Here is a 21,312-nt window from a genome sequence, read left to right as displayed (position 1 = left end):
GCGTGCTGTTCGAGGTGCGGCGGTGTGGTGATCGCCGAACCCGACACTGTTCCGGTGTGCGAAGACGAGGTGGTGCCGGCGGCGAGTTCGCAGGCAGCTGTGGGGTGTTGCGCACAGTCCACGCTGCTCCACGGCCCGGCAGTGGCGACCGGCGCCACCACGACGATCAACACGACACCGGCTGACACCGCCCCGAGGGTCCTCAACACGATCCCACCGCCTGAACGCCGAAGTCCGTGACACGCCACTGCCCGTCACCTTGCAGTTCGACCACCGCGTCGATCCGACGTCGCCCGCGCTCTTCCCGGTCGACTTCGTCGCCCGTGGCCGCGTCGTGGCTGGTCCAGTTCGTGGAGTCGCCGCAGTCCTCGACGATCACGCTGGTCGGCGCGGCGGCCACGACCTCCGGATGCAATGTCGGCTCGCCGCGGTACACGACCCCGCGCTGCCGGTCGTCGCGCAACCCGGTCGTGAGCGTGGACAAAGCGGTCCCGCCTGCGTATCGGGCCAGTTCCGGGGAGGTCCAGTCGGCGGTCGTACCCGCCGAGGCGAATGCTTTCCACATGCCCCGGTAGGCGGTCAGGGCTGCTTGTCCGGCGGTGGTGTCACCGTGTTCCGCAGTCGTCGCGTCGATGGTCTCGGTGGTGGTTGTCGGGTGTGGGGTGTCCGTCGGCATGGCGGGCCCGCAGGAGGCGAGGACGATCGCCACCACGATCACGGTCGCGAGGGCCTGGAATCGCGGCATGTCTTTCCTCAATTCGGGATCGTCGTGGACGAACGGCAGACACATGGCGGTTCACCTCACAGTGCCGGAACCGACGACAACGCGCCGCCGATGATTGCGGGCCCAACGGCTATATGCGTGCCGGGCGTGATTCGACCGAGAATCAGCAGGACCACTCCGGTCACCGCCGCCAGGACGAGTGCGCCGATCACGGCGGTCAGGACGTGCGACCATCCCCACCACCCGGTATAGGCACTCACCGCAGCCAGGAGTTTGACGTCGCCGCCGCCGAGCGAAGCCACCGTCGCCACGGCGATCGCCGCGATCAACACCACGGTCGCCGCCACGACCGCACGGATCAGGGCCTGGTCGTCGCCGGAGCGTGCGAGCAGCGCGAGTCCGACCACCGCGAGCGCGACCGTGCCGAATGTGGGAATCCGCTGGCGGACCCAGTCGGACCAGGCCAGCCAGGCGCCGACGAGGACCAGCCAGCACCAGGCGTCCGCGAGCGGCGATCCGGCGAACCTGTTCTCCACCGCCATCAGGGCACCGGCCAGCGACAGGCCGATCGCGGCGATCTCCCACACCGACCGGCCTCGCGGCGGGAACACGGCGACGATCGCCTGGCGTGGCCCGCTGGAGGCGATGAGCGGTGCGGCGACCGCTCCCACCAATGGCCAGATACCACCGGACATGATCACCTCTCCGTTCCACGAGTCGGAAAACCGGCCTCGTTCGAGTGAAGATTCATGCGAAATCACGACTCGGACACCGTCCGGGAGGCCATGATCCGCATATCGTCGGTTTCGCCGAGGACCCGTTGTCCGCCGGTTGTGACCACGATGGCCAGGCAGGTGCGGGGGAACAAGGGGGGAAGGTTGCTCTGGTGAACGGAATAGGGAAGAAGGCTCCGGAGGCGACGGATATAGGGGGCGAGTTGCAGCGGTTGCGGAAAGCGGCGGGCATGTCCCGTCGTGACCTGGCCGACCGCACGCACTACAGCCCCAGCCACATCGCGAACGTCGAGAACGGGATCAAATCACCGAGTCCGGAGTTCGCCCGTGCCTGCGATGCCGCGTTGGGCGCCGACGACGTGCTGACCGCGCTGGTGGACGTGGGCCGGAAACCCGCCCGGAACCCGACGACGCGTCGGGTTCCGGCGCAGTTGCCCAGGCCGGTCCCTCTCATGGGGCGCGACGGGCTGCTGGAGGAGTTGGACCGCGTGCTGGCCCGGTCGCGCAGCGCGGGTCGGGCACCGGTAATCGCGCTCGACGGAGAGGGCGGGGTGGGCAAGACCGCGTGTGCCGTGGCCTGGGCGGACAGGGTCCGTCACGACTACCCGGACGGCATCCTGTTCGTCGACTTGGCCGGGCACGGCACCTCGGGCCGGGTCGACCCGTTCGCCGTCCTGGAGGGGTTGTTGCGCGATCTCGGGGTGGACGCGGCCGAGGTCCCGACCACCCCGGACCGGCGGACGGCGATGCTGCGGACCGTGCTGGCCGACACCCGCACGCTGCTGGTGGTGGACAACGCCCTCGACGACGACCAGGTCCGACCGCTGTTGCCGGGATCGGCCGACAGTCTGGTGGTGGTGACCAGCAGGCGTCGGTTGTCCTCGTTGGCCGTGCACGAGGACGCCGTGTGCGTGCACGTGGACGCGCTGGACGAGGACGCCGCGGCCGGTTTGTTGCGCGAGGTGGTCGGCAGGGAACGGGTCGACACGGAACCCGAGGCCACAGCGCGGATTCTGCGGATGTGCGCCTACCTGCCGCTGACCGTGCGGATCGCGGGGAACCACGCGATCGTCCACCCGCACGGGAGCCTCGCCGACCTCGCGGACGAGATGTCCGCCATCGACCACCGCCTGGACGTGCTCTCCGGCGAGGCCGGGAACATCCGCGCCGTCTTCTCCTGGTCCTACGCCGGGCTCGACGCCCAGGACGCGCGTCTGTTCCGACTGCTGGGCCTGCACTCCGGAGACGCGTTCTCCGCCGAGGCCGCCGCCGCGCTCGCCGGCATCGAACTGTCGCACGCGGTGCGGGCGCTCGACCGCCTGGTGGCGCTGCGACTGCTGGAGGAAGTGGGAAAACACCGGTACCGCCAACACGACCTGCTCAAGGCGTTCGCGGTCGAACGCGTCCACTCCGAGGAGGACTCTGCCCAGGCACTGGCCGCGACCACGCGCATGGTCGACTGGTACCTGCACACCTCCCGGGCTGCCAACCAGGTGTTGGCTCCCCACCGGCGCGACCCGGAACTCGGACCGCCCGTCGCGGGCGTGCCCTCCCCGCCGGAAGGGTGGACCTATACACAGGCGTTGCAGTGGTGCGAGCGCGAACTGCCCAACATCGTCGCGGTCACCGACGACGCACACCGTGCGGGACTGTGGGACCGGGCGTGGAAGCTGCCGGTGTGCCAGTGGAACTTCTTCTACCTGCGCAAGCACTGGTCGGCCTGGTCCGCCTCGCACGAGAGCGGCCTGGCCGCCGCACGTGCCGGTGGTGACGTGTTCGGGCAGGCGTGGGTGCTCAACAACCTGTCCCACGCCTACCGCGAGCGCGGCCATCGCGAGCAGGCCGAGGTCATGAGCCACGAGGCGCTGCGGATGCGCGTCGAGATCGGGGACGTTACCGGGCAGGCGTGGTCGACGGTCGCGCTGGCCTTCCTCGATCTGGAACAGCGCCGCCCCGACGCCGCGATCACCCGGTTCACCGACGCCCTCACGCTGTTCCGCCGGGTCGACGATTGGTACAGCGAAGCGATCGCACTCGGTGGTCTCGGTGAGGCGGCCCGCCTCGCGGGACATCCCGAACAGGCGTTGGGGTACCTGTCCGACGCGCTGACCGTCATGGACGCCGCCGCCGACCGGTTCGGCCAGGGGTTCACCCTGACCAGGATCGGCAGCACCCTGCACCTGCTGGGCCGCCACGACGAAGCCGCACGCCGGTTCGACCAGGGACTGCGGGCACGGCGGGAGAGCGGAGACCGCTGGGGCGAGGCCGACACGCACATCGCCTTCGGTGACGCCCTGCTCGCCGAAGGCGCCCATGGCAGGGCCGCGGACCAGTGGCGGATCGCGTTGGCGATCCTCGACGAACTGGACGACCCCCGTGCCGACGCCGTCCGTCGACGCCTCGACCCGACGACCCCGTCGCCCAGGCCGTCACCGCCGGACACGGCTCCGATCGGTCAGGCGCGGTCCGGCGAGCGGTGACCGCCGATCCGGTGCAGCAACCGGTCCAGATCGTCCTCCACCAGCAGCCGATCCCGTGCCGTGGGCTTGAGGAATCCGTGCGTGTCCATGCCGTCCACCATCGCCACCAGCGGGTCGTAGAACCGGTCGAGGTTGAGCACCCCGACCGGTTTGTCGTGCAGGCCCAGTTGCGCCCAGGTCCACGCCTCGAACAGCTCGTCCAACGTCCCCGTCCCGCCGGGCAACGCCACCACCGCGTCGGACAGTTCCAACATCAACGCCTTGCGTTCGTGCAACGTCCCGACCACCCGCAGTTCGGTCAGCCCCGTGTGGGCGATCTCCAGGTCGACCAGGAACCCGGGGATCACCCCGACAACCTCGCCGCCGGCCGCCAACGCGGCGTCCGCGACCGCGCCCATGGTCCCGATTCGGGCGCCCCCGTACACCACGCCGATCCCGCGTTCGGCCAACGTCCGACCGACCGCGGCGGCGGCGGCGAGAAACTGGGGCGAGGCGTCGGAGGACCCGCAGTAGACACAGATGCGCACCCGGCGAACCTACGGCTCCGACCGCTCCATCGGGCGATGGCGGGCACGGACACCGGCTGATTGGGTGAACGGGTGCGCCTCGTGATCGACACCGACCCCGGCATCGACGACGCCCTGGCCATCCTCTACCTCGCCACCCGCCCCGAGGTCGAGATCGTCGCGATCGGCACCGTCCACGGCAACACCACCGCACACCAGGCCGCACTCAACATCCTGCGCGTCCTCGACATCGCCGACCACCCGGACGTCCCCGTCGCCGTCGGCGCGGCCCGCCCACTGGCCCAACCCCTGCACACAGCCGAGTTCGTCCACGGCCCCGACGGGCTCGGCGGACATCCCGGACCACCATCCACACGGGACCTGGCGGGAACCTCGGCGGCCGAGCAGCTCGTCCGCCTCGCCCGCGACCATCCCGGCGGACTCACCCTGCTCGCCCTCGGCCCGCTGACCAACCTCGCCCTCGCCCTGCTCCTGGAACCCGAGCTTCCCCACCTGGTGGGCCGGGTCGTGGCGATGGGCGGCGCGCTGGCCGTGCCGGGCAACATCACCCCGTACGCCGAAGCCAACCTCTGGCACGACCCCGAAGCCGCCGACCTCGTCCTCGCCGCCGGGTTCGACCTCACCCTCGTCCCGCTCGACGTCACCGAATCCGTCCGCGCCGACCGCGCCTGGTACGACGCCCTCGCCCACGCCGGTACCCGGCGGGCCCGGTTCGCCACCGCGATCCTGCGCCACTACGGCACCTTCTACGAGACCGTGCTCGGCCGCCCCGAGTACACCCTCCACGACCCGCTGGCTGCGGTCCTCACCCTCGACCCCGCCCTCGCCGAGCACCGCATGCTGCCTGTCGCCGTCGAACTCACCGGCACCCACACCCGCGGCCGGCTCGTCGCCGACCTCCGCCTCCTCGCGGAGGACGCCGACCTTCCCGGCGTCATCACCGACCGCGCGCCCGTCGCCGTCGCGACCGCCGTCGACGCCCCGATCGTCCTGGACAGGCTTCTCTCCGCGCTCACCTGAGCCTTCGGCTCGGCGGGTATTCCTACTCCGCGAGGCAGGGCAACGGGAAACACTGCCACCCGGACGTCACCAGGCGAACGCTCGAACCCATCGACAGGATTCGAGCCACGCCCGGAGACACCATGTCCTACACACGATCCGCCTTTATCTCTGCCGTTGCCGTCGTGCTGGGCACGGCGAGCCCGACCGCGGCGTCGGCGCTGCCCGCCGTCTGCGGGTTCACGTCCGTCAACCCCGATCACCACCACGGCGCCACCGCCGTCTACCGCCACTGCGCCGACTCGTTCGTCCTCGTCCGCGTCGACACCGACCACGGGCCCTACACGCGATGCCTCGGCCCCTGGACCGAACTGCCGTTCTGGCCGCACGAGCGGGTCGTCAACGCCTACTACGTCACCACCCCTCCCACCCTGCTCGACCTCGGCGACCACCGGATCTGCTCGCTGACCCAGCCCTGACAACCGGTGAGACAAACGAAAACGACCACTGGTCCGGCCGTCCGCGGCCGAATATTGTTCCAGGCGGCGACGGACTTTCTGGCCGTCGCCGCCTTTCCGATATCCGGACGGTCCCATTCGCTTTCACCCGGACGGAGCCGACCGTCGGGATCGTCGTATCCGCAGGTCAACCCATAGGACGCCAGGTCGACGTCGTATCGACGGTGCGTGAACGCCATGGTTCGTCCGCGCGCCGGGTGTTTGTCTGTGTCAGCGGGGTCCACGACAGCCGGACGGTTCCGGCACCACCGGACGCCGCCCGCGTCGGCACGGTCAACGGCCATGCCCGCGTCGGGGACACAAATGAATCGGGACTCGCTGACCACCGGAGTGGACGATGAAGCTCTCCCAGCGATTCGTGGAACCTCCGGTTCCGCGATGCCCACAGACCAAGCTCGCTGTGCAGCTCTTCCTCGTGCAGCCGGTGTGGGTACGGAGTCGGACCACCGCCCAGGGCGGTGGCGCACGATGAACAACAGCAGCAGCCCTTGGGTGACGACGTGCCACGACGTCGTAGGCCGCCCTCGGGGCGTGATGGTGTTCGTGCGCGGTTCGACGGTCGTGCTGGTGGCACCTCCAGGTGAGGTGGCCACGCTCGACCTTGCCGAAGCCGAACGGTTCCTCTCCGTCATCACCCTGGCCGCCGCAGGGGCCGCCACCTCCGCGCCCGGTGGAACCCTTCCCTGCGAAGAAGTCGACGGTACGGCGAGCACGGTGACGCGGTACGGCGACGGACATCCTCCCGCCGTCGCAGGACGTCCCGCTTCACCGTCATGTCGCGGCGGAACCGGGACCCCGGCCGGTTCCGCCGCGGCCTCCCCGACTCGGACAGGGACCGTGTGATGTCACCGGTCATGGTGCTCACCACGACCATGCCCCTGGTGTTCTTCGGCCTCCTGTTGCGGTCCCCACGACCCGATGCGCACAAGGCCGGCGTCGGACGGCATCGGCTCGCGGCGCGGGCGGGAAGGCACTGGCGCGAGCCGAAGCGGCCTCCTACGCGTGCGCTGCGGCGGGCGGTGAGGACCGCCGGAACACACGGGCTGGGACTCATTCGCGATGACCCGCCCGTCCGGAAACTCTGACGGCTGACGCCGAATCCCTTACCGGCAAGGACTTCAGGCATTCCCAGGCGTCGCCCGCGTGGCGTTGTCGCCACGCCATCCGATCGACGGCGGGGCCGGGGCCAACCCTTCGAAGGCGCCCCGGTTCCGCCGTGCCAACCCCCTTTGCCACGGAGGTGTGTTCCGCATGAGCACGGCAACCATCACAGGCCCACCACCGCAGTCGACCGGGCTCGATCCCGACGCGGGCGAGGACCGTCTGCTGGGCGCGTTGGTCATGCGCGCCGGATTCGGCGGCGAGGTCAACCACCGACTCGTCCAGTCCATGCTGCGCGCACCGATCATCGCCGTACCACGACGCAACAGCGTGGACTGGATCTTTCTGACCGGACCACGCACACCGATGAGCCAGTCGACCATCGCCGACCTCATCGCCGCGAAGGTCTGGTGGTACGACGACCCCGGCTCCATCCCGTTCCCCTCCACCCACCACGAGGATTCGCGATGGGTGCAATGCCCCGAGGAAGGCGCCGCGCTTCCCGAGTGGGCGGCTCTGGTCGGCGCGATCCGCCGCGCCCTGACCGGGGCCTGGTGACCGGGCCATGTCGATCGACAACACGGCGCGCCGCCATCCCGAGCACACGGTCGTCATCGCCTCCGGAGGCATCGACTCCACCGTCCTGGCCTACTGGCTGGCCGCCCGACACAGCCGTCTGACCCTGCTCTCGTTCGACTACGGGCAACGGCACCGCGTCGAACTCGACCACGCCGCACGGATCGCACGGCAACTGGAAAGTCCACATCGGATAGTCGACCTGACCTGCCTCGGTGAGCTGACGACCGGTTCGGCGTTGACCGACAGGACGGTGGCGGTGCCGGACGGCCACTACACCGACGGCTCGATGGCTGTCACCGTGGTGCCCAACCGCAACGCCATCATGCTCGACATCGCGGTCTCCTACGCCGTCGGGCTGGGGGCCGACGCGGTGGCGTTCGGCGCGCACGGCGGCGACCACGCCGTCTACCCCGACTGCCGACCCGAGTTCGTGTACCTGTTCACCCGCAGCACGCGGGCGGCCAATGAGGGCCTGCTGGCGCCGGGGTTCCAGGTGATGGCCCCGTTCCTGGCATTGACCAAGCACGACATCGTCCGCGTCGGGAAGGCGCTGGGTGTGCCGTTCGCGCTCACCTGGTCCTGCTACCGGGGCGGGGACACGCACTGCGGCACCTGCGGAACGTGCACCGAACGCCGGGAAGCGTTCCGGGGCAACGACATCGAAGACCCGACCGTGTACCGGGCCGAGCAGGCATCGGAGGAGTCATGACCGTGGGCCCCGGGGTTTCCGGACCTGAGCGGGGCCGTCTTTCCTCCGGTCACGGCTCGCGCGTGTCGGGATGCGAACCTCGTCACGGTGATCGGGGGATCGTGCCTGCCGCCCAAGCGATTCCGACCCTAGCGCACCCGGATACCACGACGGCAACCCCTGTACGCCGGACACACTCGTTGATGCCCCACCTGGACGAGCGGCATCTGCGCATCGCGTTGCGCCAGTGCGGGCGGCGCCTGTCTGCTCCGGGCGCGGACGGGATGACCTTGGGGCAGTTGCGCGAGTGCGCGACCAGACTCCTTCCCAGGCTCGCCGGCCAGTTGGCGGAAGGGACGTGGCGGCCTGGCCCGCTTTGTCATATCCGGTTCCCGACCGCGGTGGTTCCTACTCATCGCTCCCGGCTGTACGCGCGGACCACGTTCCTCAACGCCGCCCCTGTCGAACTGGCCTCACCCGGCATCGGCATGAGGGTGGTACGCACGTCGTGACCACGACCCTCCACACCGGACTTGCGCCCGCCAAGGGGCTGATCGTCGTCTCGTGCAGCAGGGAGAAGCTCGTCACCACCACCCCGGTCCCGGCCGCCGAGCTGTACCAGGGAGCACTTGTCCCGCGCCTGCGAGGCCTCGCGCCCGAGTACCGGGCGCGGGTGCGCATCCTGTCCGCCGCGTACGGGTTGCTGCGCCCCGACGACCTGGTCGGCACCTACGACAGCAAGCTGCGCACCCTCGGCGCCGCCGTGGCGCTGCGCTCGCGGGTGGCCCCGCACCTGGACCTCGACCTGCGCACGGTGCGACACGTGCTGGTGGCACTGGAACCCCTGTACCAGTCCGCCGTCTCATGCCTGTTCGACCGGATGCCGGAGTGCATCACCCTGTTGCCGGACCCGCTGGACTGGTCGGGGACCAGCGCGGTGCTGTCGGAATGGGGATGGTTGTGACCGCGCCGGACCAGCCGGTGCCGCTGGGCGAGGAGCTGGTGCGGCACGGCAACGACCACGGGTTCAGCACCCGCCTGTGGGAGGCGTCGGCGGACGGGATCGGTTGGCACCGGCCCACCCCACCCGACTGCCGCACAGCCGACGCGCGCACGGTCACCGTGGTCATCCCCGCCCACCAGGTCGGCTACTGCCTGCGGACCGTGCTGGACGCGGTGGACGACCAGCACCACCGGTACCCGTTCGAGGTCGTCGTCGTGGACGATGCCAGCACCGACGACACGTTCACGATCGCGACCCGGCATCGACGGGTCGACCGGGCGGTGCGGCTTCCCCGTCGGATGGGCGCGGCCACCGCGCGCAACGTCGGCACCGTGCTCGCGCGCGGGCAGACGGTGCTGTACCTGGACGGCGACATGGTCGTCCCGCGCCACGTGGTCACCGACGTCGCTGCCCGCGCCACGGACACCAGCGTGCTGGTCGGGTTCCGCCACAACCTGCCCTACGAGACGTACTCACGAGATCCCGCGATCCTCGACGGCACTCCGCATCTGGGTGCCGACCACCGGGTCGTGTGGCGCCCGCCGGTGGACACCGTGTTGCCCTACAGCGGGATCACGCTGACCGAGTCCCTGGACGGACGTCCGCTCGACGCCAGCCGCGACTTCGTCGACCTGGTCGACGACGCGGAGAAGCGGGAAGTCGTCAGGTGCACGACCTCCCCCTGACAGGTGCGCGGCAAGGACTTCGCGGACCACGTCCAGCGAGACCTCCTGGTCTGCCGGGATCTCCGCACGATTTCCCTGGATGTCGTAGACCACCACGCCTTCAACGCCCGGATCGCCCAGGGTCGCCCGCGGAGGCTCCCAGTTCTCCTGCACGAAGCCACGATGCTCGCCGATCCCGGCGTTGACGAACGGCCGGTTCCAGGGATCGTCGGCATCGGTGATCTCCACGATCGCCGGACACGGGTGGCCGGCCGAGAGCGCGCGCACGCGCTCGATCACGACGTCGAGTTCGTCCCGGGTACGGATGATCACCGGGTTCCCGGCAGTCTCCCGGTCGAAGATGGCCTGCAACGTCACCAGGGTGGCTTCTTTCCTCCGCCGAAGATTCGCTCGCAGCCGTTCGGACCGAATGGCCCGGCCGAGACTTTCCGCTTGACGAGCATCGATTGTCACCGCCACGCGCCGCGAGAGCGGCGAAGCGGCTGTAAAGTTCCATCGGCGACACGGCGTGAAACCTCGTCCCACTCTCGGATCACTCGCCGATTTCCGTCCGGGTGTTCATACCAGTTTTCGCGAGTGATCGGGACATCGGAATAGATCGGCTCGTAAGTGATCGCATAGATTTCTCTCGCATCAGGAAACAGCGTACGAAGGCAGTGGATGGCGCGGCGGTGGTACCACTTGCATACGACGGCGACGGGTAGATCGCGATCCACGGCTTCACGGAGATACGGCAAGGAGAACTCGACATTTTGCCAGGTGTTCGCCGACCGGTCCTCCTGTCGGATGCCAGAATCGTTCACCCCGTTTTCGAGAAGCAGACGACGGAACTCGCGCGCCTCCACAATTCCGTTGCGCCGGTTCACTCCGCCCGTGGCGATGACGAGTGGCGCCAGTCCCTTGTTGTACCGGTCGACCACCAGGTCGACCGGCGTCGCCTGATTGGTTCCGAAAATAAAGTGTGCCGCAATTCCTGGTGGTGGCGCGGTCACATCGACATAATCCGTGATCGCGGCGACCTGCGCACTTGTGTACCGCTCCCCGTTCATTCGTTCCCTCCGACTGTGACACTGTCCGCCAAACTCCGGCATAGTTCGTGGTACTCGACAACTTCGGGAAGGGATCTGTGGGTGCGCATCAGGGCCTGGTCGAGCTTTCGGGCAAGTACGAGCGTAGGCCACACCACGCTCCCGTCAAGGGCCTGACGTCCTGCCGCGACGGCGCCATCGACATCGCCGATTCCAGCCCTGGCAAGTCCAAGAATCAACAGGGTCCGCGAATGGTTGGACGACAGGCCGCCATGGTCGCCCGCATCGGCCCCGTATGCAGTCTCGATAACCCTTTCCGTGGCGAGGGCGGCCTCTTCGAACCGCTGTAGAAGTAGCAGCGACGTAGCCGTATACGGCGGATCTTCCGAAAGTGCGATCGAGAAAACGCCGCTCCTCGTGGTCGATGCTTGCAGCCCCTCAATCGCTGCCGTAGCGCGCTTCTTGGCTTCTTGCATCCTTCTGACATCTCCGACCATCGCAACGGAACGCATTTCATGGGAAGCCAGTTTGGCAAATACCACCGTTCCCGGTGATGCGATCCGTTGACCAGTTCCGCTCAACTCGGCCGAGCTATTGGTCCGCCCTTGATAGTAGGCCATCGTCGCCCGAGTGAAGGTCGCCCATGCTGCGATGTCGCGATTTCCCGAGTTGTGGCCGTGTCGTTCCGCGTCGAGACACCATACGAGCGACGACCCGTGATTACCCATATAACTTGTCGCGACGGCAAGGAGGTTTGATATCCAGCCGGTGGAGGCAATCACGTCTGCGCGTCGGCGAGTCGAAGAATCCGATCGGACCAACAGTGAATCGGCAAATTTTCTTACTGCGAGCAAGTCGCCGTACACCTCCGACGGCGGCGCGACGGGTAGTTTTTCGGAGTAGTGGCAGACTAGTTCTTCGAGGCAATCTGCCGCGATGTCGAGAGTGTCGGCATCCTGTGAAGTCACAATTTCCAGCGCCTGCAGCACTGCGGGCGGCGTGGATAGAGTGGCTCCGATTGCGGTGATTCCGCTGGTTTTCAAGAAAATTCGGCGGTTCGGTTCACTCGACTTGACCGGGGAGGGCGATTTCCCTACGTCAGCCTCCTGCAATTCATTCCCCGGAACGGGCGCGGTGCCCGACTGGCCAAATCTGCCGTTGTCAGGCTTCCCTGGAGCCGTCTGATGTTCCGCTACCTGTAGTGAGTTGCTCACCGGGACACCGGCCACGTCGGGGTCGAGCAGGTCGTCCAACTCTTCGAGGGAAACCTTCAGCACCCTTGCCAGGCGAGGGCGGCGCCATGGTTGAGGGGTCAGAACACCACGTTCCCAACGCCCGACGGTGGAAAACTCCACGCCGACCGCCTCCGCCAGGCTTTCCTGGGTGAACCCCATCGCCCCACGCCGAGCCGCGAACGCCTCCCGCTTGGCACCGGACACACTCACGTTCATTTCCTCCCGAAACGGCCACAAAACTCCTTTGCGGCCTCTTGTTCGCAGCCTTCTTGATGTTGGTCTATCGGCCTCGCCAGGCCAGCGGCGAGAGGGCGACCGCTGCCTCGGCGATCCGCCGGGCGGTGTCGGTCGTGAGCCCCTTGAGAGCGGAGTCGATCCAGCCGTCGACGCGTCGTACGCCGGTGTCGCGGTATTCGACGGCCTGCAGGAGCATCTCCAGCTTGTCGGCGTCGCGGGCGCACCGGGCCTCGACGGTGTCCTTCGCCTCGAACTCGGCGACGGCGTCGCGGACGGTGTCGCGGGACCGTTGTGGGAGTCGTGCGGTCTGGTCGGCGGTGATGGCCTGCGGGTCGGGTTTGGCGAGGTAGTCGCCGGCGGTGTGGGGCAGGTCGCCGGTGCGGGTCTCCTGGGTGTCGTGCCACAGCGCGAGCAACGCCGCGCGGGCCGGGTCGGCGCCCTCCTCGGCCGCGATCAAGGTGGCGAGCTGGGCGACCCGGGCGGTGTGCTCGGCCACCGACTCCGGGTCGCGGACACCGGCGTGCCACCACCCGGCGCGGCGCATGCGTTTGAGCACGCCGAGTTCGAAGCCGAAGGCGGCGAGGGCGTGATCGGAGTCGGACAAGAGTTCTCCCTAGCGGCCGGAGAGGCGGAGGGCGTAGCGCAGGCCGGCGACCCGGTCGCGCCCGGTCCTGGTCAGTACATCACCGGCCGCCAGTGTGTCGAGGGCCGTGGTGAGCGCGGGCCGGAGGCGCCGGTGGGTGTCGAGCAGCCCGGGGCGTGAGGCGACGAGGGTGTGGAGGGTATGCAGGTTGAGCGGGAGGTGGGGCGAGGCGGGGTCGAGGCGCCCGGCCAGGTGGGTGAGCAGTGCGCCTCCGTGCCAGGCGCGACTGTCCTCGTCGGTCATGAAGGAGTCGTCGGTGCGCACGTCGCGCAGCTCGCCGATCCAGTAGGCCCAGTAGTTCAGGTTCGCGATTTCGGCTTGGGTGCCCGAGGTGCGGTCCACGAAGTCGTGGATGTGTTCGTTCTCGCCGGTGGAGGCCAGGGCGACGGAGGCGGAGCGCGCTTCGAGCAGGCCGGTGACGTCGCCGTCTGTGATCGTGCGGTGTCCGGCCCGGTGCCATTCGTCACGCAGCCAGTCGGCCACCTGGCCGCGTCGGTCGAAGCCGACCAGGTACACCGCCTGGCGCCGCAGCAGCGGCTCTTCGGCGCGGCCTGCCCGTTGCGCGGTGGACAGCAGGTGGTCGAAGAACCGCGTGCGTTCGTCCGGGTGCAGCAGCGGATACGCCGAGACGGGCCCCGCCGGGGCTGTCCGGACGAGGTCGTCGAGTTGCGGTGGGGTGTGGCCGGTGAGCGGCCAGGTGATCAGGTTGGTGACGTTCCTGCGGTGCACGGCGGCGGCGAGGGGGTGGCGGTCCGGGTCGACCCAGGTGGCACCGGCGGTGATGCCGGTGGACAGCACCAGGTCCGCTTCGATCGCCTCGTGCAGGTACCGCCTGATCGTCGCCGGCGCCCCCGCCCTGCACAGCCGCGCGCTCAACGCGAGAAGTTCCCCGGCGCCGGTCGCCGCCAAGGGGCGGCGTCCCGACTCCCAGTCCCGCACGACGGCCACGTCGACACCGACGAGTTCGGCCACTGTCTCCTGGGTCAGCCCTGTCGACTTCCTGCCCAACGTCAGCACGAACCCCGACACGATGCCCAGCGGAGGCCACTCCCGGCGACTTGTCGACGCCACGACGTCCTGGACCACGCCGGAATCGACCGGATCGCCTTCGACGTCGGACCGGCGGGTCGACGCAACGACCTCCTCAGACTGAGGGACATCGGGCGCTTTCCGGGTGGCCTCGGCCGAGCCGGGGCCGAGCAGATCGTCCAACTCTTCGAGGGAAACCTTCAGCACCCGCGCTACCCGAGGGCGTCGCCAGGGGTGCGGTGTCAGGGCCCCACGCTCCCACTGCCCGACGGTGGAGAACTCCACCCCGACCGCCTCCGCGAACGTCTCCTGGGTAAAGCCCATCAGTGCACGACGCGCGACAAGAGCATCTCGTCGATAAGACATGAATAACACCCCGACCCGGTCGTTTCGATATCACGATAGCCGGACTCCGCGCCGGTTCCGCCACCTGCCCGACGGGGAATACCCGTTCGGACTACGAACCGTAAATTCCTGTTTTCGCAGGCCAGAGACTTCGACGCCGTGTTCACGCCTCGTCCGCGCCGCCCGTACGCCCTGGTCGCGGATGATCGGCGGCGGTGGACTGTCTTCCTATTCGCAACCGCCCGGCGGAGCGGTACGCGCGAGGTTCCGGCAGGAGGTTGTCGCAGTGGTGCCCCGGAATGCGTCGAATCGCCCGAAGCATGAAGGCGATGCCATCCGGCACCGTTGCGGGGACCTCGGGGTCGATCCGTGATGCGGGCGCCCTCGTGGGACTCCGCGTCGGCTGACCTGGTGGCGCCCGGAGAGTTCGGCTGGGTGCGGCAGGACGGCGAGTGGCTGCACGTCCGGGTCCAGCCCTACGACGAAGCCTTGGTCCGCGCTCTCGGCGGCGTGATCTCCGTGTGCAACCGCCGGGGCATCTACCGGAACTACTTCCCGTGGGAGATCCACAGGAATCGAGGCGCCTCCGGTCTCGGCGACGGACGCCGCGCATAGAAGTCCGGCCGAACGAGTAGTGAACCGGTTCCGAGTCTTCGGCCTTGGCCTGGGCAACTGTTGCATTTTGGTAGGGAAACGAGGTCGGCCACATGGGTTCACCGGTCGTCGTGAAGGCAGGCCGCCCCTCCGACCGGTCCACCCACTCCGTGGTGCGGGCTCGCGCGATGCTCGAATCCCGGTCGTGCGCGGAAGCCGCGCGATCGCTCATCCAGGTGGCGCGGACGATCACCGCCGGCGACGAGGAGAACGTCCTTCTCCTTATGGAACTGGGCTACGAAGCCCATCGTCGTGCACCGCGCTGCGCGGATGTCGCCGATGCGTGCGCCCACATCGCGATCTTCCTGGCCTCGCACTCGGCCCACCGCCGCGCCGCGATGTTCGCGTTGCTCGCCCGGCGGACACGGTCGGAGGCCGGGGACCGGTTCGGTGAGATGTCCGCGCTCCGGTTGGCCGCGCGCGTGTTCCGCTCCGCCGACCGCCTGGACCGGGTCCTCGACTGCGCGGACGCGATGGACAGGCTCATGAATCCCGAGTGCTCGCCCGTTCTCTTCGCCTCGTGCCTGCGGGCGAAAGGCGTGCTCATGCGCGAAGTCGGACGGCCGGACGCGGCGATCGACCACCTCGATCGTGCCCGCGCGATCCTCGACCCGCTCCCCGGCCCCCTCGCCCGCCGCACCCTGGCCCTCACGCTCGTCAGCGCTGGCCGGACATCCTGGGAAACCGGGGCGTACCAGGCGGCACGACGACGTTTCCGTTCCGCAGCCACCATCCTGTCGATGGTGGACCAGGTCGGTGCGGACGAGGCCCACCGGATGTCGCAGACCATGCCCGGCAGCCCGCTGGCCCCCTCCGAGACGTTGGTCGACTCCGACTTCGGCCATCCGACGTGGCCTGACCGCCGTGCCGCGGGTGTGAGCACAGCGGTCCGGACATGGAACCCCCGGCACCTCGACGAACACCTCGATGTGCCCCTCCGACCGGCATGAAGTGGTTAACACCGAAGATTCCGGCGCTCTCCGTTGCATTCGACCAGGACGTGGGCACCGGCACCGGGGCTTCCCATGGCAGTGGGGAGCCCCGACCCCTGTCAGGCCATGCCTACGAAGAATCGCTGCTCGGACGCGATATCGCAGTGTGAACGCCGGATCGGCGCCGCGTCGCCGCTCTGGTACCGACCCGCGACGATCCGTTGACTGGTTCGCGTCCGCATCACCCGCCATCCCCCGGAAAGCGAGTCGTGTTCCGATGCAACGGATACCGCCTCCACCGTCGGCCGCCTCATCCCGCCGGTCGGGAGTGGACGGCCGATGACACACAAGATCGTCGTCGCGGTCTCGTTCGAGTCCGGGCACCGACTGCCGCACCTGACCGGCAAGTGCGTCAGCCTCCACGGCCACTCCTGGTCCGCCGAGGTGACCGTGGGCGCGTCGGAGTTGAGTCCCGCCGCGACCGTCGTGGAGTTCGGGGACCTGAAAGCCGGGCTCCGCCGATGGATCGACGACCACCTCGACCACGCCACGATGCTCGGCACCGACGACCCGCTGATCACCCCGCTGACCATCGCCGGCAGCCGGGTGTTCCGGTTCGGGGCCGACGATCCCGAGGACGACGCCGAAGCGTTCGCCTCCGGGCTGCCCTGGCCTACCGTGGAGGCCGTCACGGTGTTGCTGGGCCGGGTCGCCGAGAACGTCCTGTCCCGGATTTCCCACATCGACGGCGCACGCGTCGAGCGGGTACTGGTACGCGAAACCCGGCTCAACAGCGCAATCCACGAGCCGTCGGCACCACGATGAACGCCGTCACGTCGTTGCTGGTCAACGAACTGTTCGGTCCGACCTTCCAAGGCGAAGGCCCCAGCCAGGGACGACGGGCCCGGTTGATCCGGTTGTCCGGCTGCCATCTGGCCTGCGCCTGGTGCGACACCCCGCAGACCTGGGATACCCGCCGCTTCGACCTGTCCGCCGAACGACGACAGTGCGACGTCGCCGACATCGTGGACTGGCTGACCACCGTTCCCGGCGACCTGGTGGTGATCACTGGCGGCGAGCCGCTACTCCAGCGAAAGGGGCTGGAGCACCTGCTCGACCACCTCCGAAGTACGGGGCTCGACGACGAGGTCGAAGTCGAGACCTCCGGCACGATCGCTCCCGGCCCCGTGCTGACCGATGCCGTCACCCGTTTCGTCGTGTCACCGAAACTGGCGCACTCCGCCCAACCCGAACGTAAACGGCTTCGCCCGGACGTCCTGAGGACCTTCGCCGCGTCCGGCAAGGCGACGTGGAAGTTCGTCGCACAGGTCCCGTCCGACCTCGACGAAGTCGCCGTCCTCGCCGACCGCCACGGACTCGCCCCGGTGTGGATCATGCCCGAAGGGATCGACGGCGACGTGGTGGTGCAACGCCTGCGGCTACTGGCCGACCCCGTGCTCGCCCGCGGCTGGAACCCGACCTCCCGACTGCACATCCTGCTGTGGGGAAACGCCCGTGGCCGTTGACCCCCATACCTCGACACGGTCTCCGAAGGCCGGACACCGCCACGGCGGCCCACCCACCGAGTACCTCCCCACCGTCGGACGACTGCCTCTCCACGGACCCCCGTACCACCAGGTCGGGCGACGACCCGGAACGACCGCGACCCCGGGACACGACCGAACCGACGAGTACACCACGTTCCTCACCCGCGTCCTGCGGGCACTACACCGCCTGTGACCGGGCAGAACACCTCCACACCAAGGAACCACGACGACATGACCGCCGACAGCACCACCGCGTCCACCCGCTCGGGCGGCGACTTCGTCGGGACCGTGGTCGACGGCTACCGCGCCGGTGCCACGATCCGCGAACTGGCCGACCTCACCGGCCGCGGCTACGGCACCGTCCGATCGACTCTCATCCGGGAAGGGGTCGAACTCCGCCCGCGAGCCGAGCACGGCCAACCCGACTTCCGCGGGAACCACGAACAACTGGCCACCCTGCTGCTGAAGGCACGCCTGCCCACCGGACTGACCGGACAACAAGCGGCCCGACAAGCCGGATTCAGCCAGGCCAAACTGTCCAAAATGGAAACAGGGAGCCTGATACCCAAGCCGGCCGACGTCGCCGCACTCGCCGACGTCTACGAAACCACGGCCGACGAACGCACACTCATGATCACCCTCGCACGTCGGGTCGCCGAGGAAGCACGACGACGACGGATCACACACATCGACGCCGCTCGTAACCCCGCCCGCCCGTCCTGCCTGTCCCGCACCGCCTCGGCCATCCGGGTGGTCGCCCTGTCGCACGTACCCGACGTCCTGCTCGACGACCTGCCCACCCACCAGGTCATCACCGCAGTCCTCGCCGAGACCGTCCTGCACTGCGTCCCCACCGCCACCACCGACCTGCGGGAAGCGAACTCCCGCAACGCCGTCGACCTCCGGATCCTTCCTCTCACCGCCCCCGGCCCCGACTGCGGCTTCACCATCTACGACACCGACGCCGTGGTCATCGGCACGGCGGGCGGCACCGCCACCCTCACCGACCCCGCCCACATCAGCCACTACCTCGACCTGTTCACCCGACTCCACGACGCGGCCCTCGCCCCCCACGAACTCGACGACCGCTCGCGCCACGCCGACCACCGGGAGTGACCACCGTGTCCTACACCGTCCGCCTACGCCGCGACCTCTTCGCCAAAGCACGCAACCTCGCCGGCCTGAAGTCCGACTGCGCCCTCGCCCGAGCCATGAAACTCAACCGCTCCACCGTCACCCGCGTCCGCTCCGGCCAACTCCAGCCCGGCCGCGCCTTCATCGGCGGAGCCCTCGTCGCACTCGCACCCTTCGACTTCCATGACCTCTTCGAGATCCGGCCAGACGACGAACAGCCCACCGAGCCGGGACACTGAAACGATCCGTTTTCACGGTCGACGGCCTGTGACACTTCGGCAGCAATGGGAGCCACGAGCCGAGCGCTTGTCGGTTTCGCCTTGTCGTGTCCAGGTCGGAGCCGTATAGAGCCGCGCGTCACCCTTGTTTCCGTGCTTCTCCACTCCACCTCCGGAACACCGCAGCGAGACGGACTCGCCGGAAAGGCGGTCCAGAGCACGGTACCCAACGGCCTGCTGTCCTTGACATCCGTCGCATACGGAGTGTCAATGGACGTGTCCGACCACGACATTCAACCGCGAAGCCGGGAGCCGAAGACCATGTTGGCAAGCAGGCGTAATCGTGGAATCCACAGTGTCGACGACCCGTGGTATGACGACGGCGGAAACACTGTTCGCCCCTTCAAGGCGCGCCGCCAGAGCGGAAAAAGCGGCAAACGGCTCTGGCGTCGGATTCTGCGCAAAGTGGAGCGCCGAGAGTGGCTACGCGAGGTCGTCTCGTATTGAGTCCAAACGGCTGCGCCGAGCGCGGCGGCCGGTGCACTGGGGGTCGCAGGGAAGTGCGGCCATCCCTGGAACTCGACCAACGCCGAAATGAGTGTTTTTTCAGTTCAAGTAGATTGCCGCCGCTTCCTCGCTCTGGCTGTCGTTGATCGTCCCCACTTGACTCGGGTCGCGGCGACCTGGGCGAGTTTCCGTCCTCGGCGGCAGCCCGAGCAACTCGAAGCGCCTTCACCAGAATGCGTCGCCGGGGATGTCGGGTGACGAGATCACCCTCCCATCAATTAAAGTTCCCGTTCACGCGCACATGTTAGCGGACACACTCGACATACCGCGTTGAGCTCTCAGGCCGGTTCGTAATCCTAGGGCGTTGTCATGAGGAAGTCGTTATCAATGCAGTTGTCGTGTCCGTAATCGAAATCCTTGACATCGTGGCTCTAGCCCCGATCGGTCTCTACGGTCTGGTGGTACAGAAGCTCGTACAGGTGTGCGCCTTTGATGAGGACCGAGGCTTCGACAGGGCGTTCGTTGTCGCTGTAGATGACACGCAACTGTCGGATCACGGGCGTTCCTTCCGGAAGGTCCAGCGTCTCGGCTTCCTCCACCGTCGGTGACCGTGCCGAAATCCGGTCGACGAAGGTCCGCTGAGGAAACCCGAGGTCGGCGAGGGCCTGGGGTGCTCCGCCGCGGATCTTCGCGGGCTTCGCCAGGCTGCTGTTGTCGGCGATCTCGGCGGGGTAGTAGGAGGCGGACAACTCCACGGGCTGGTCGTCGTGGAGAAGGGTTCTGGAGCGGACGATCGCGGTAGCGCCCGGCGCCAGCCGCAGTCCGGCGACGATGTCTGCCGGTGGAACGACGTTGTCGACCTTGAGCAGCTGGTAGCGGAACCGGCCTGGCTCGGGCGGGATGTAGGCGGAGGCGTCGATAACAAACGGCTGCCGGTCGCGGACGTAGACGCCTTTGCCGACACGGCTGTCGAGGAAGCCTTCGTCCTTCAGCGCCTTCAGCGCGTGCTGGATGGTGGCGTTCGCCGCGCCGTACCGCTCGACGAGCTGCGCGGTGGACGGCAGTTGCGTACCTGGGCTCAGCTCGCCACGCATGATCAGATCGCGCAGTTCCGCCGCGATCTGCTGGTGTCGGGGCCGGCTGTCACGCGCGCGAGGCAAGACCGGCTCCTGCGGACGTCGTCAGAGCGGTCATGGCGTCAGTTCGTATCGCAGCCGCCGTCCGTCGGCCACCATCGTCATCACGCTGGCTTCGACAGGCCGTTCGTCTCCGGTGAGGAGCACGCGGGCGAGCAGCAGCACGCAAGACGGGTCGTCCAGTTCCAGCGTGGTCCGTTCATACGGCGTGGCAAGCCGCGCGCTGACGTCCTCACGGACGCGGCGCGGCCGATGTCCGAGGTCGGCCAGGAGGGCGACGGCACCGCCGGGGATCTTGCGGTGCTCGGCCAGCCTGGTGCCTCGAGCGATGTCCACCGGGTAGTACGAGTCGACGAGTTCGACCGGGTGGTCGTTGAACAGGATGAGGCGGCGCCGCGCGACGACCGGCTCGCCCGCAGCCAGGCCGAGCATGTCGGCCACCGTCGCCGAGGCGGTCACCTCGTCAACGCTCAGCAGCTTCTGGGTTCCCGTACCGCCGTGCTCTGCCGCCTCAGCGCCCCAGGTGTCACCACGATGGCCGCTTACATACGGCATCGACACGCTGGTCCACGGGCCGGCGTCGGTCATCGCTCGCCCTCCTTGCGTCTCGTGGCGTGGGGTACTCCCG

23 protein-coding genes and 1 pseudogene are annotated in these 21,312 nt (G+C 68.4%); 14 read left to right on the top strand and 10 right to left on the bottom strand.

Annotation, left to right across the window (positions count from 1 at the left end):
- Positions 1 to 202: 202 nt before the first annotated feature.
- Positions 203 to 745 carry a hypothetical protein gene (locus tag F4559_RS20825; protein ID WP_184671133.1) on the bottom strand — a complete coding sequence of 181 codons (543 nt, stop codon included), beginning with the start codon at positions 743 to 745 and terminating at the stop codon, positions 203 to 205.
- A 56-nt stretch (positions 746 to 801) separates the two neighbouring features.
- Complete coding sequence (locus F4559_RS20820) at positions 802 to 1,419, bottom strand: prepilin peptidase (protein WP_184671131.1); 618 nt, start codon at positions 1,417 to 1,419, stop codon at positions 802 to 804.
- A gap of 191 nt (positions 1,420 to 1,610) precedes the next feature.
- Between F4559_RS20820 and F4559_RS20815 the strand changes: the two genes are divergently transcribed.
- Positions 1,611 to 3,938: a tetratricopeptide repeat protein gene (locus F4559_RS20815; RefSeq protein WP_184671128.1), complete on the top strand. Its 2,328-nt coding sequence runs from the start codon at positions 1,611 to 1,613 to the stop codon at positions 3,936 to 3,938.
- Here F4559_RS20815 and F4559_RS20810 read toward each other — a convergent pair.
- Positions 3,914 to 4,465 carry an LOG family protein gene (locus F4559_RS20810; protein WP_184671126.1) on the bottom strand — a complete coding sequence of 184 codons (552 nt, stop codon included), beginning with the start codon at positions 4,463 to 4,465 and terminating at the stop codon, positions 3,914 to 3,916. The genes F4559_RS20815 and F4559_RS20810 overlap by 25 nt on opposite strands.
- An 81-nt stretch (positions 4,466 to 4,546) precedes the next feature.
- On the opposite strand from F4559_RS20810, the gene F4559_RS20805 reads away from it, so the two are divergent.
- From F4559_RS20805 to F4559_RS20780, 6 genes are all read left to right on the top strand, one after another.
- Complete coding sequence (locus F4559_RS20805; protein ID WP_312865736.1) at positions 4,547 to 5,485, top strand: nucleoside hydrolase; 939 nt, start codon at positions 4,547 to 4,549, stop codon at positions 5,483 to 5,485.
- A 122-nt stretch (positions 5,486 to 5,607) separates the two neighbouring features.
- On the top strand, positions 5,608 to 5,943 hold the full coding sequence (locus F4559_RS20800; protein WP_184671122.1) for a DUF6355 family natural product biosynthesis protein: 336 nt from the start codon (positions 5,608 to 5,610) through the stop codon (positions 5,941 to 5,943).
- Between the two features lie 1,290 nt (positions 5,944 to 7,233).
- Positions 7,234 to 7,641 (top strand): hypothetical protein, encoded by a 408-nt coding sequence (locus F4559_RS20795; protein WP_184671120.1) that lies wholly within the window; start codon positions 7,234 to 7,236, stop codon positions 7,639 to 7,641.
- 7 nt (positions 7,642 to 7,648) lie between these two features.
- Positions 7,649 to 8,371 (top strand): 7-cyano-7-deazaguanine synthase QueC, encoded by a 723-nt coding sequence (gene queC / locus F4559_RS20790; RefSeq protein WP_184671118.1) that lies wholly within the window; start codon positions 7,649 to 7,651, stop codon positions 8,369 to 8,371.
- Positions 8,372 to 8,858: 487 nt separating this feature from the next.
- On the top strand, positions 8,859 to 9,314 hold the full coding sequence (locus F4559_RS20785) for a DUF6884 domain-containing protein (RefSeq protein ID WP_184671116.1): 456 nt from the start codon (positions 8,859 to 8,861) through the stop codon (positions 9,312 to 9,314).
- On the top strand, positions 9,299 to 10,039 hold the full coding sequence (locus F4559_RS20780; protein ID WP_246445283.1) for a glycosyltransferase family 2 protein: 741 nt from the start codon (positions 9,299 to 9,301) through the stop codon (positions 10,037 to 10,039). The genes F4559_RS20785 and F4559_RS20780 overlap by 16 nt, the downstream gene beginning before the upstream one ends.
- Before the next feature lie 36 nt (positions 10,040 to 10,075).
- Here the strand turns inward: F4559_RS20780 and F4559_RS20775 are convergent.
- From F4559_RS20775 to F4559_RS35325, 5 genes and pseudogenes are all read right to left on the bottom strand, one after another.
- Positions 10,076 to 10,306: pseudogene (locus F4559_RS20775) on the bottom strand (Imm1 family immunity protein); the annotation flags it as partial.
- A 182-nt stretch (positions 10,307 to 10,488) separates the two neighbouring features.
- The gene (locus tag F4559_RS20770; RefSeq protein WP_184671114.1) at positions 10,489 to 11,088 is read right to left on the bottom strand and encodes a YdcF family protein; all 600 of its coding nucleotides are present in this window, start codon (positions 11,086 to 11,088) and stop codon (positions 10,489 to 10,491) included.
- Entirely contained in the window at positions 11,085 to 12,518 is a 1,434-nt protein-coding gene (locus F4559_RS20765; protein WP_184676036.1) for a helix-turn-helix domain-containing protein, read from the bottom strand. The genes F4559_RS20770 and F4559_RS20765 overlap by 4 nt, the downstream gene beginning before the upstream one ends.
- Positions 12,519 to 12,582: 64 nt before the next feature.
- The gene (locus F4559_RS20760; RefSeq protein WP_281386340.1) at positions 12,583 to 13,143 is read right to left on the bottom strand and encodes an HD domain-containing protein; all 561 of its coding nucleotides are present in this window, start codon (positions 13,141 to 13,143) and stop codon (positions 12,583 to 12,585) included.
- Between the two features lie 9 nt (positions 13,144 to 13,152).
- Positions 13,153 to 14,577: a helix-turn-helix domain-containing protein gene (locus tag F4559_RS35325; RefSeq protein WP_281386339.1), complete on the bottom strand. Its 1,425-nt coding sequence runs from the start codon at positions 14,575 to 14,577 to the stop codon at positions 13,153 to 13,155.
- Between the two features lie 348 nt (positions 14,578 to 14,925).
- Here F4559_RS35325 and F4559_RS20750 point away from each other — a divergent pair, with 348 nt between their 5' ends.
- The 7 genes from F4559_RS20750 (at position 14,926) to F4559_RS20720 (ending at position 19,548) form a co-directional block, all read left to right on the top strand.
- Positions 14,926 to 15,171: a hypothetical protein gene (locus F4559_RS20750; protein WP_184671112.1), complete on the top strand. Its 246-nt coding sequence runs from the start codon at positions 14,926 to 14,928 to the stop codon at positions 15,169 to 15,171.
- A gap of 92 nt (positions 15,172 to 15,263) precedes the next feature.
- Positions 15,264 to 16,160 (top strand): hypothetical protein, encoded by an 897-nt coding sequence (locus F4559_RS20745; RefSeq protein WP_184671110.1) that lies wholly within the window; start codon positions 15,264 to 15,266, stop codon positions 16,158 to 16,160.
- A gap of 321 nt (positions 16,161 to 16,481) precedes the next feature.
- The gene (locus tag F4559_RS20740) at positions 16,482 to 16,967 is read left to right on the top strand and encodes a 6-pyruvoyl trahydropterin synthase family protein (protein WP_184671108.1); all 486 of its coding nucleotides are present in this window, start codon (positions 16,482 to 16,484) and stop codon (positions 16,965 to 16,967) included.
- Positions 16,964 to 17,668 carry a 7-carboxy-7-deazaguanine synthase QueE gene (locus F4559_RS20735; RefSeq protein WP_184671105.1) on the top strand — a complete coding sequence of 235 codons (705 nt, stop codon included), beginning with the start codon at positions 16,964 to 16,966 and terminating at the stop codon, positions 17,666 to 17,668. Before F4559_RS20740 ends, F4559_RS20735 begins: the two co-directional genes overlap by 4 nt.
- Positions 17,669 to 17,920: 252 nt before the next feature.
- Positions 17,921 to 18,805 carry a Scr1 family TA system antitoxin-like transcriptional regulator gene (locus F4559_RS20730; RefSeq protein WP_184671103.1) on the top strand — a complete coding sequence of 295 codons (885 nt, stop codon included), beginning with the start codon at positions 17,921 to 17,923 and terminating at the stop codon, positions 18,803 to 18,805.
- A 5-nt stretch (positions 18,806 to 18,810) separates the two neighbouring features.
- Positions 18,811 to 19,062 carry a transcriptional regulator gene (locus F4559_RS20725; protein WP_184671101.1) on the top strand — a complete coding sequence of 84 codons (252 nt, stop codon included), beginning with the start codon at positions 18,811 to 18,813 and terminating at the stop codon, positions 19,060 to 19,062.
- A 249-nt stretch (positions 19,063 to 19,311) separates the two neighbouring features.
- Positions 19,312 to 19,548: a hypothetical protein gene (locus F4559_RS20720; protein WP_184671099.1), complete on the top strand. Its 237-nt coding sequence runs from the start codon at positions 19,312 to 19,314 to the stop codon at positions 19,546 to 19,548.
- A 431-nt stretch (positions 19,549 to 19,979) separates the two neighbouring features.
- Here F4559_RS20720 and F4559_RS20715 read toward each other — a convergent pair whose 3' ends face one another.
- On the bottom strand, positions 19,980 to 20,708 hold the full coding sequence (locus F4559_RS20715) for a GntR family transcriptional regulator (protein ID WP_184671097.1): 729 nt from the start codon (positions 20,706 to 20,708) through the stop codon (positions 19,980 to 19,982).
- A gap of 30 nt (positions 20,709 to 20,738) precedes the next feature.
- Positions 20,739 to 21,272, bottom strand: a complete 534-nt coding sequence (locus F4559_RS20710; protein ID WP_184671095.1) for a GntR family transcriptional regulator — start codon at positions 21,270 to 21,272, stop codon at positions 20,739 to 20,741.
- Between the last annotated feature and the right edge of the window lie 40 nt (positions 21,273 to 21,312).

The sequence above is a fragment of the Saccharothrix violaceirubra genome (assembly GCF_014203755.1).
GTDB classification, from domain to species: Bacteria; Actinomycetota; Actinomycetes; order Mycobacteriales; family Pseudonocardiaceae; genus Actinosynnema; species Actinosynnema violaceirubrum.
This window is presented reverse-complemented; position numbering and strand designations above follow the sequence as displayed.